The sequence below is a fragment of the Pseudomonas sp. GW821-FHT07F05 genome, from assembly GCF_059418765.1.
In genome coordinates this window covers 89,068-99,082 of sequence record NZ_JBWKQL010000013.1, presented here as the reverse complement: position 1 = coordinate 99,082, position 10,015 = coordinate 89,068, and the positions used below count along the sequence as shown (strand labels likewise).

8 protein-coding genes are annotated in these 10,015 nt (G+C 62.2%); 1 reads left to right on the top strand and 7 read right to left on the bottom strand.

Annotated features, from left to right (window positions below; genetic code table 11):
* Positions 1–363 precede the first annotated feature (363 nt).
* From dxs to AC07RO_RS22260, 6 genes are all read right to left on the bottom strand, one after another.
* Positions 364–2,253, bottom strand: a complete 1,890-nt coding sequence (gene dxs, locus AC07RO_RS22285; protein ID WP_495087105.1) for a 1-deoxy-D-xylulose-5-phosphate synthase — start codon at positions 2,251–2,253, stop codon at positions 364–366.
* Between the two features lie 192 nt (positions 2,254–2,445).
* Positions 2,446–3,333, bottom strand: coding sequence for a (2E,6E)-farnesyl diphosphate synthase (gene ispA / locus AC07RO_RS22280; RefSeq protein WP_192173793.1), 888 nt, complete (start codon positions 3,331–3,333; stop codon positions 2,446–2,448).
* A complete protein-coding gene (locus tag AC07RO_RS22275; RefSeq protein ID WP_062384761.1) occupies positions 3,330–3,572 on the bottom strand; it encodes an exodeoxyribonuclease VII small subunit in 243 nt (80 codons plus the stop codon). The genes ispA and AC07RO_RS22275 overlap by 4 nt, the downstream gene beginning before the upstream one ends.
* A 401-nt stretch (positions 3,573–3,973) precedes the next feature.
* Positions 3,974–4,627 (bottom strand): oxygen-insensitive NAD(P)H nitroreductase, encoded by a 654-nt coding sequence (gene nfsB / locus AC07RO_RS22270; RefSeq protein ID WP_495087104.1) that lies wholly within the window; start codon positions 4,625–4,627, stop codon positions 3,974–3,976.
* A gap of 28 nt (positions 4,628–4,655) precedes the next feature.
* Entirely contained in the window at positions 4,656–5,843 is a 1,188-nt protein-coding gene (locus AC07RO_RS22265) for an L-dopachrome tautomerase-related protein (protein ID WP_495087103.1), read from the bottom strand.
* 56 nt (positions 5,844–5,899) lie between these two features.
* The gene (locus AC07RO_RS22260) at positions 5,900–6,907 is read right to left on the bottom strand and encodes a zinc-binding alcohol dehydrogenase family protein (RefSeq protein WP_346627633.1); all 1,008 of its coding nucleotides are present in this window, start codon (positions 6,905–6,907) and stop codon (positions 5,900–5,902) included.
* A gap of 117 nt (positions 6,908–7,024) precedes the next feature.
* On the opposite strand from AC07RO_RS22260, the gene AC07RO_RS22255 reads away from it, so the two are divergent.
* A complete protein-coding gene (locus tag AC07RO_RS22255; RefSeq protein WP_346631181.1) occupies positions 7,025–7,930 on the top strand; it encodes a LysR family transcriptional regulator in 906 nt (301 codons plus the stop codon).
* Between the two features lie 295 nt (positions 7,931–8,225).
* On the opposite strand, the gene AC07RO_RS22250 is transcribed toward AC07RO_RS22255, so the two are convergent.
* Positions 8,226–10,010 carry an IlvD/Edd family dehydratase gene (locus AC07RO_RS22250; RefSeq protein ID WP_423573142.1) on the bottom strand — a complete coding sequence of 595 codons (1,785 nt, stop codon included), beginning with the start codon at positions 10,008–10,010 and terminating at the stop codon, positions 8,226–8,228.
* Between the last annotated feature and the right edge of the window lie 5 nt (positions 10,011–10,015).

Below are 10,015 nucleotides of genomic sequence, written 5' to 3'. Positions count from 1 at the left end.
GATGGACCTGCTGAAAAATTAACTGTGGGAGCGAGCTTGCTCGCGAATGCTGAGTGTCAGGCGATGAAGATGTGTCGAAGGCACAAACGTTTTCGTGAGCAAGCTCACTCTCACAGGATTCGCGTTTGTCGGCTGATTGCGGTGTACAACCACAGCAGGACAGTCTCACGCCTCCGATCACCCGGACAATGCCATAGATGGACCTGCTGAAAAATTAACTGTGGGAGCGAGCTTGCTCGCGAATGCTGAGTGTCAGGCGATGAAGATGTGTCGAAGGCACGAACGTTTTCGTGAGCAAGCTCACTCTCACAAGTTTGCGGAATGACCCGGTCGCTCGGCCATCCCGCTTACGCCTGTAACTGTCTACATCTTCAGCAGGCGCTGGTTGATCGACGCTTCGATCCCGGCAGCATCCAGCCCGCACTCCGCCAGCATCTGCGCCGGTTTGGCGTGCTCGACGTACACATCCGGCAGGCCCAAGTGCAGCACCGACTTGAGAATGTTCTCTCGCGCCAGGAACTCGCTGACCGCCGCACCGGCACCGCCCATGATGGCGTTTTCTTCGATCGTCACGAGCAAGTCGTGGCTGCCGGCCATTTCGCGCACCAGTGCCTCGTCCAGCGGTTTGACGAAACGCATGTCGACCACGGTCGCGTCGAGCTTTTCCGCCACGATCAGCGCTTCGGTCAACTGCACGCCGAACACCAGCATCGCGACTTTGCTGCCTTGACGACGAACCACGCCTTTGCCGATTTCCAGCGGTTCGAGACTGCTCTCGATCACGGCATTGGGGCCGTTGCCGCGCGGGTAACGCACGGCGGCGGGGCCTTTGAACAGGTGACCGGTGGTGAGCATCTTGCGCAGCTCGTTTTCATCGCTCGGCGTCATGACCAGCATGCCGGGGATGCAACGCAGGTACGACAGATCGAAACTGCCAGCGTGCGTCGGGCCGTCTTCGCCCACCAGACCGGCGCGGTCGATGGCAAACAGCACGTCCAGATTCTGCACCGCGACGTCATGAATCAGCTGGTCGTAACCACGCTGCAGGAACGTCGAGTAAATCGCCACGACCGGCTTGGCGCCTTCGCAGGCCATGCCCGCTGCCAGCGTCACCGCGTGCTGCTCGGCGATGGCAACGTCGAAATAGCGCTCCGGGAAACGTTCGCTGAACGCAACCAGATCCGAGCCTTCTTTCATGGCAGGCGTGATGCCCACCAGACGCTCGTCCGCTTCGGCCATGTCGCACAGCCACTGGCCGAACACGCCCGAATACTTGGGACCGCCGGCTTTCTTGGGCACGACCGGTGCGTTGAGTGGATCAAGCTTGGTGATCGCGTGATAACCGATCGGGTCGACCTCGGCCGGTGCGAAGCCTTTGCCTTTCTTGGTGACCACGTGCAGGAACTGCGGACCCTTGAGGTCGCGCATGTTGCGCAGGGTGGCGATCAGGATAGGCAGGTCGTGACCATCGATCGGGCCGATGTAGTTCCAGCCGAGTTCTTCGAACAGCGTGCCGGGCACCAGCATGCCTTTGGCGTATTCCTCGGTACGACGGGCGATTTCCCACGCGCCGGGCAGACGCGACAGCACTTTCTTGCTGCCTTCGCGCATGCTCGTGTACGTGCGGCTTGAGAGGATTTTCGCCAGGTAGTTCGACAGCCCGCCGACGTTGCGCGAGATCGACATGTCGTTGTCGTTGAGGATCACCAGCATGTCGGCGCTGACTTCGGGCGCGTGGTTCAGCGCTTCGAAGGCCATGCCGGCGGTCAGTGCGCCGTCGCCGATCACGGCGATGGACTTGCGCTCACTGCCTTGCAGCCGGGAGGCGATCGCCATGCCCAGCGCGGCGCTGATGGAGGTGCTGGAGTGACCGACGCCAAAGGTGTCGTATTCGCTCTCGCTGCGACGCGGGAATGCCGCCACGCCGCCTTTCTGGCGCAGGGTCGACATCTGCTCGCGACGACCCGTGAGGATCTTGTGCGGGTACGCCTGATGACCGACGTCCCAGACCAGCCGGTCGTCGGGGGTATCGAAGACGTAGTGCAAGGCCACGGTCAGTTCGATGACGCCGAGGCCGGCGCCGAAGTGGCCGCCGGTCTGGCCAACGGTGTAGAGCAGCTCCAGGCGCAGTTCATCAGCCAGGGCTTCAAGCTCTGCTTCACCTAAGCGGCGCAGGCCGTCCGGCGTCGCTGCCTTGTCGAGCAGCGGCGTGGACGGGCGCTCGCGGGGAATCTCTTTGAACGTCGTGGGCATCAGGCGAATCGTTATAAGTAAAAGAGGCGGCAGTTTACCTGATGCATTACCGGCTGCGCACGATGTGCAGCAACGCGATGTTCAGGAGAAACGATTGCCGGCGAAATAGGGCAGCGGCAGCAAGGCCGCTCACGCCCGATAAGTCCTATGACCTGCGCTTGGTTGCGGGGTTCGACTCGTTGCGGGCTTCGACTAGTTGCGGCGTTCGACGATATAACGCGCCAGGGCCCGCAACGGCTCGGCGGCCTCATCGAACGGTCGCAGCGCCACAAGGGCCTGATCGCGCAATTCAAGTGCGTAATGTTTGGCTTCTTCCAGACCCAGCAGCGCGGGGTAGGTCGGCTTGTCCCGGGCAATATCGGCGCCCTGGCGTTTGCCCAGCGTGGCGGTATCGCTTTCGACGTCCAGAATGTCGTCCTGGACCTGAAAAGCCAGACCGATGGCGCGGGCGTAAATCTGCAGCGAATCGAGTTGAACCTGGGTTGCGTTGCCGCTGGCCAGAGCGCCGAGCCTGACGCTGGCTTCGATCAGTGCGCCGGTCTTGTGCCGGTGCATGAATTCCAGCGCCTTCTGGTCGAGCTTGAGCCCGACCGAGCCCAGATCGATAGCCTGCCCGCCGACCATACCGGCAGGGCCGGAGGCTCGGGCGAGGGTGGCGACCATCTTCAGCCGGGTGTCGGCGTTCTGCGGGGTGAGTGGGTTATCGCTCAGCACGCTGAAAGCAAGGGTCTGTAGACCGTCGCCGGCGAGGATCGCGCAGGCTTCGTCAAAGGCTTTGTGGGTGGTGGGCAGGCCGCGACGTAAATCGTCGTCGTCCATGGCTGGCAGGTCGTCGTGCACCAGCGAGTACGCGTGGATGAGCTCGACGGCGCAGGCCGCGCCGTTGGCGTGCTCGGCGTTGCCGCCCAAGGCTTCGCAGGCGGCGTAAACCAGCAGCGGGCGCACGCGTTTGCCGCCATTGGTGACGCTGTAGCGCATGGCGGCGTAAAGGCGGGTCAATTCAGGGGCGGGCGCATCGAACAGCGTCTCCAGCGCCGCATTGACGCGAGCCTGGCTGAGTGCCTGATACGCCGCGATCATTCCGGCTGTTCCGCGTCAAATGGCTCTTCGGCCAGTTCGCCGTCGCGTTCCAGCAGAACCTGTACTTTCTGCTCGGCCTGGGCCAGCGCGCTCTGGCACTCGCGGGTCAGGCGGATGCCTTGCTCGAAGGCGGTCAGTGAGTCTTCCAGCGACAGCTCACCGTTCTCCAGACGCTCGACGAGCGTTTGCAAATCCGTGAGGGACTGTTCGAAATCCAGTGCTGCTTTCTTGCGGGCCATGGCGGCTATCCCGGTAGACGTTAAACCGGCGCGACACTAGCAGAGCGCACGCATCGGGGCAAATGAGAAGGGGGTGCAGATGAGGGCTCGCTGCTGCCGCACTCCCGTCAAACACCGAAGATGTCACTACCGGCGGACTAACTGTGGGAGTCGAGCTTGCTCGCGAAGAGGCCCGAACATCCGCTAAATAATCAGCGGCTGAAATACCTTCTTCGCGAGCAAGCTCGCTCCCACAAGAATTGCATCTGCCTCGCGGATGTTGGCCGCAGATGATGGACCTGTGGGAGCGAGCTTGCTCGCGAATAGGCCGGGACATCCGATAAATCTTCAGCGGCTGAACGACCGTCTTCGTCCGGATGCGGCCCAAAGCAAGCTCACCCCTGCAGGTGTGTTGATTTGAATTACAGAAAGGTAAACACCGTATCAGCCGGCAGGCGCGATTTCGGCAGTTTGGCGTTGAAATCGCTATCGCTGCGGTAGCCCAGGCTGACCACGACCAGGCTGGTGAAACCCTTGTCGCGCAGGCCCAATTCTTCGTCGAGCTTCTTGAAGTCGAAGCCTTCCATCGGCGTCGCGTCCAGACCCAACGATGCCGCGCCCAACAGCAAGGTGCCCAGCGCCAGATAGGTCTGCTTTTCCATCCAGTGCTGCAGGTCCTTCTGATCGAATTTGTGCATGTCCACGTAGCCACGACGGGTTTTGTCCTGACCGGCTTTGGCCTCGTCGTTGGCGAAGCGCCCGTCAGCCGCTTCTTGGGCCAGTACGGCGTGCAGGTGCGATTCCGGCATTTCAGTGCGGGTGCAGAGCACTACGACGTGAGAGGCATTGAGCATCTTCGCTTCGTTATAGGCAAAACTACCCTCCGCCGACTTGGCCACGCGCGCTTTGCCCTGCTCATCGGAGGCGACGATGAAGTGCCATGGCTGCGAGTTCACCGATGACGGGCTGTGACGCAGTTGCTCCAGCAACTCGTGGATCGTCTCCTGCGGGATCTTGCGTGAGGCGTCGTAGGCTTTCGTGGTGTAGCGCGATTTTGCCAGTGCGGTCAGTTGCATGGTGGATCTCCGGAATTGGAAAACGGAATCAACGTGTCGGTGCAGGCGCGGCGTCGATCTTCACCCGCAGCAGGCTGTAGGGTTTTTCGCGCAGATCCTTGCCATCGTGGAAACCGGCCTGGCGCTGCAGCTGGTTGGCGGTGAAATACAGGTAGCCATCCGGCCCGACCGACAAGGTGTCCGGCCACAGCACGCGAGGATCGTGAACAATGGTCTGCCAGCTGCCGTCGGCCAGGCGTTTGCGGATGCCATTGTGTTCGTAGTCGCCGGCGTAGACCGCGCCGTTGGCATCGGCTTCCAGACCGTCCGACGCGCCTTTTTCGCCGAGATCTTTGACCGCAGCGTTCAGTTGCGCCTCGCTCACACTTGCATCACGCAGCATCCCGGTAGGCACTGCATACAGGTGGCGACTGGAAAGCGCGCTGAAATACAGTGTCTTGCCGTCAGGGGACAGGGCGATGCCATCAGACGCAACGGCCATGGTTTTTGGCTTGCCGTCTGGGCCTTTGCTGACCAGTGCGGTTTGGCCTTCGACGACCGGTTTGAAGTCAGGATCGGCCGAAGTGGATTTTGCGCCGCTCAAGCGACGGGTCGCCTTGCCGCTGGCGATGTCCATGACAATGATCGCGCCAGGCCCGGAGACCGACGAATCCGTCACGTAAACCGTGCCTTCCTTGCCGCTGCGGAAATCAAAGCGCATGTCATTGACGTAGGTGCTCGGCAGGATGACGTTTGCCGGGAAGACCAGGGTTTTGACCACCTTGTTACTGGCCAGATCAACCGCCACCAGCTTGGCGCCGCCGGCTTTTGGCGCGGCGAAATTCGGTGCGGCGGTGTCCAGTAACCAGACGCGGCCCTGACCGTCGGCGACCACGCTCTGCACACTGATCAGCCCTGTGGCCGGGTTTTTGGGGTCTTCCTTGTTGATGGCGGCATCGGGGTAGGCGACGACTTTGCCGTCACGAATCTCACCCACGGTAAACGGCACGTCGTCGCCCCAGTGCGGGAAGTTGACGAAAATGCGCCCGGTTTCCGTCACGGTCACGCCGGTGGGCATGGCGTCGTGGAAGCTGAACACCTGCTCAAGCTGACCGATGGTTTTTTCCGCCGGTGCATTGGCGGGTAGCGCGGTGGTCGCGATCGTGGCGGCGATGCCGGTCTGGCTGATCAAAGCGACTGACAGGGCCAGCGCCGACACCATCATGTTCTGTTTCATGGACACAAACGACTCCCGGCCTGCCGCAGCAGGCCATTCAAATAATGGAAACAGGTTCAGAAACCTTCGAGAACGATCTTGCCCTTGGCCTTGCCGCTTTCGATCACGGCGTGGGCACGGCGCAGGTTTTCGGCATTGATCGCGCCGAAATGCTCACCGAGGGTGGTCTTCAGTACCCCCTGATCGATCAGGTCGGCGACCCGATTGAGCAGTTCATGCTGGGCAATCATGTCCGGCGTCTCGTAGAGCGAGCGGGTGAACATCAGTTCCCAGTGCAGCGACAGCGCCTTGCGTTTCATCGGCACGACGTCCAGGGATTTCGGGTCATCGATCAGCGCCAACTGGCCTTGTGGTTTGAGGGCCTCGATCAGCTGCGTGAAGTACGAATCGGTGTGGGTCAGGCTGGCGACATGGCTCACCTGGCCGACGCCGATCTGGTTCAGCTGCTCGACCAGCGGCTGGCTGTGATCGATGACGTGGTGGGCGCCCAGGCTTTCGACCCACTCGCGGGTTTCCGGACGGGACGCCGTGCCGATCACGGTCAGCTTGGTCAGTTGGCGGGCCAGTTGCACCAGAATCGAACCGACGCCGCCACCGGCACCGACGATCAGCAGGCTGTCACCTTCGCCGCCGCCTTCTTCAACGCCCAGACGGTCAAACAGCAATTCCCAGGCGGTGATCGAGGTCAGCGGCAGCGCGGCGGCGTGGGCGTTGTCGAGTGTCTTGGGTTTGTGCCCGACGATGCGCTCATCCACAAGGTGGAATTCGCTGTAGCTGCCGGGACGTGCGATGGAACCGGCGTAGAACACTTCGTCCCCGGCTTTGAACAGCGTGACGTCGCTGCCCGTTTCGCGAACCACGCCGACCGCGTCCCAGCCGACCACTTTGGGGTCGGTGGCCGCAGAGCCGGCGCGGATTTTTGTGTCGACCGGGTTCACCGAAATCGCTTTGACTTCGACCAGCAAATCCCGAGAGCCGGGCGTTGGCTTGGGCAGGTCCATGTCGAGCAGCGCATTGGGGTCTTCGATGGGCAGACCGTGTTGGGTGAAGGCGACGGCTTTCATGGCGATCTCTCTAAATGGGATGACAGAGGCGTATTGAAACGTTGGACCCATCTTGTTCTTGTTCGTCAGGCAGAAAAACCCGCAGAATTCGGCAACACTTTCACCGCTGGAGTGAAAATGATCCGCATCGACGACCTGACTCTGTTCGTTCGCACCGCCGCTTTGGGCAGTTTTTCCAATGCCGCGCGGGAGGTGGATCTGTTGCCGGGGCAAGTCGCGGCGGCCATCAAGCGCCTCGAACGCGAGCTGGATATCCGCCTGTTTGCCCGCTCGACGCGCAGCTTGCGTCTCACCGCTGAAGGTGAGCAGTACCTGCCGACCGCCCAGACGGTGCTCGATGCGTTAAGGGATGGCCGGGAAAAGCTGCAGCGGGAAAGCGCTGAGCTGCAAGGCACGCTGCAAGTGGCGGCGCCTTCGGATCTGGGGCGAAACATGCTGCTGCCGTGGCTGACGGATTTTCGCAGTCAGCACCCGGCGCTGAATCTGCGCCTGTTTATATCCGATCAAGTGGCCGATCTGTTTCGTGATCCGGTGGACGTCGCCATTCGCTACGGCGTGATCGAAGACGCGAACTACATCGCGTTGGCGCTGGCGCCATGGAATCGCCGGGTGTTGGTGGCATCGCCGGAGTACCTGGCGCGCAAGGGCCGGCCTATGGTGTCCGATGACCTGATGCGACACGAGTGTTTGCTGTTTACGCTGGCGGGCCGGGTGTACGACAAATGGCGGCTCGGTGGCCGGGTGTTTTCGGTGTCAGGCCCGTTGCTTACCGATGACGCAGATCTGGTGAGGCGCTGGGCGGTGGCGGGGCAGGGTGTGGCGTACAAGTCGTGGCTGGATGTCTGCGAGGACGTGCACGCTGGACGGCTGGAACTGTTGCTGCCGGATTACCCGGGCGAACCGACCCCGCTCAACCTCGTCTGCCCGCACCGCAAACAGTTTTCCCCGGCGGTGCAGCAGTTGCATTCGCTGTTGAAAAACCGCTTTGCCGGAATGGAGAAGGGGTTGCCGGCGTTGTTGTGAGTATGAGTTGTGATCGTTCCTACGCTCCGCGTGGTAATGCCGCCCCTGACGCTCTGCGTCATCTGACGGCGGACGCGGAGCGTCCAGAAATGCGTTCCCACGCAGAGCGTGGGAACAATCAAGGTCTGTAGTGGATCCTGCGGTGCGCCACCAACTTGAGCGAACGCAGAATATGTGGGAGTGAGCTTGCTCACGAAGACGGCATTTCAACCGCTGAAGATTTGGTGGATGTACGGACGCCTTCGGGAGCAAGCTCCCTCCCACAAGTTATATGCCAGGCGATACATCTGCGGCGTTAATGGGAATGCCGCGGCTCTCCGCTTCGTGCGATGACCCGCAAATGCAAGGTCGCTGGCTCCAGACATCCGCCGGTGGACAGCTGCCCCACCAACTGCCGATACAGCTCCTGCCACGGGGTTTGCGAGGCGGGCATTTTCGGCTCGAACAGCGCGCGGCGCGCGGCCATCTCCTCGTCGCTGACCAGCACGTTGACGCTGCGGTTATTCAAATCCACGCGCAGCCGGTCGTTGGTTTTCAGCAACGCAAGGCCACCGCCCACCGCCGCTTCGGGCGACATATTGAGGATCGAGGGACTGGCCGAGGTCCCGCTCTGCCGGCCATCGCCCAGGCACGGCAGCGAATCGATGCCCTGCTTGATCAGCGCAGACGGCGGCGCCATGTTCACCACTTCGGCGCTGCCGGGATAACCGACTGTGCCGGCGCCGCGGATCACCAGAATGCAGCGCTCGTCGATTTCCAGCGAAGGGTCGTTGATACGCGCGTGGTAGTCCTCCGGGCCCTCGAACACGATCGCTCGCGCCTCGAAGCTGTTCTCCGCGCCCGGCTCGGACAGATAGGTCTTGCGGAAGGCCTCGCCGACCACCGACATCTTCATGATCGCGCTGTCGAAAAAATTGCCGCTCAGCACGATAAAACCGGCGCGGTGTTTGAGCGGATCTTCATACGGACGGATCACGTCAGCGTCGTGGGCGACGGCGTTGCGCACGATGTCGCCGATGGTTTTGCCGGAGACCGTGCCGCATTCTTCGTGCAGCTTGCCGGCCTTCTGCAGCTCGTGCATCACCGCTGGCACGCCGCCTGCGCGGTGAAAGCCTTCCCCCAGGTACTTCCCGGCCGGCATGCAATTGACCAGCAACGGCACGTCTTCGCCGATGCGCTGCCAGTCGTCGAGACTCAACTCGACGCCCATGTGCCGGGCGATGGCGATCAAGTGCGGCGGGCAGTTGCTTGAAGCCCCCAGCGCCGACGCCACCGCGATCGCGTTTTCAAATGCCTCGCGGGTCATGATCTGCGAGGGGCGCACGTCTTCGCGGACCAGATCGCAGATCCGCTTGCCGGTCATGTAGGCCATCTGCCCGCGCTCGCGGTACGCCGCCGGAATGCTCGCGCAACCCGGCAGCGACATGCCCAGCGCCTCGGCCAGCGCGTTCATCGAAAGCGCGGTGCCCATGGTGTTGCAGTGGCCCACCGACGGCGACGCGGCGGTGGTCATTTCCATGAAGCCTTCGTAATTGATCTCACCGGCCGACAGCAGATTGCGCGCATGCCAGAGCACCGTGCCGGAGCCGATCAGCTCGCCCTTGTGCCGACCGTCAAGCATCGGCCCGCCGGACAACACGATGGCCGGCAGGTCGGTGGTCGCCGCTGCCATCAGGCAGGCCGGGGTGGTTTTGTCGCAGCCGGTGGTGAGGACAACGCCATCCAGCGGGTAGCCGTGGAGAATTTCCACCAGCCCGAGGTACGCCAGGTTACGGTCCAGGGCAGCGGTCGGCCGGCGCGTCTGTTCGGCCATCGGATGCACCGGAAACTCCATCGGAATCCCGCCTGCATCACGAATCCCGGCCTTGACCCGCTGGGCGAGTTCCAGGTGATGACGGTTGCAGGGCGCCAGATCAGAACCCGTCTGAGCAATGCCGATGATCGGTCGGCCCGATTGCAGCTCCTCGCGGGTCAGGCCGTAGTTCATGTAGCGCTCGACGTACAGCGCCGTCATGTCGGCGTGTTCCGGATCATCGAACCATTGCTGGCTGCGAAGGGGGCGTTTCGGCGTGTCGGACATGGTTC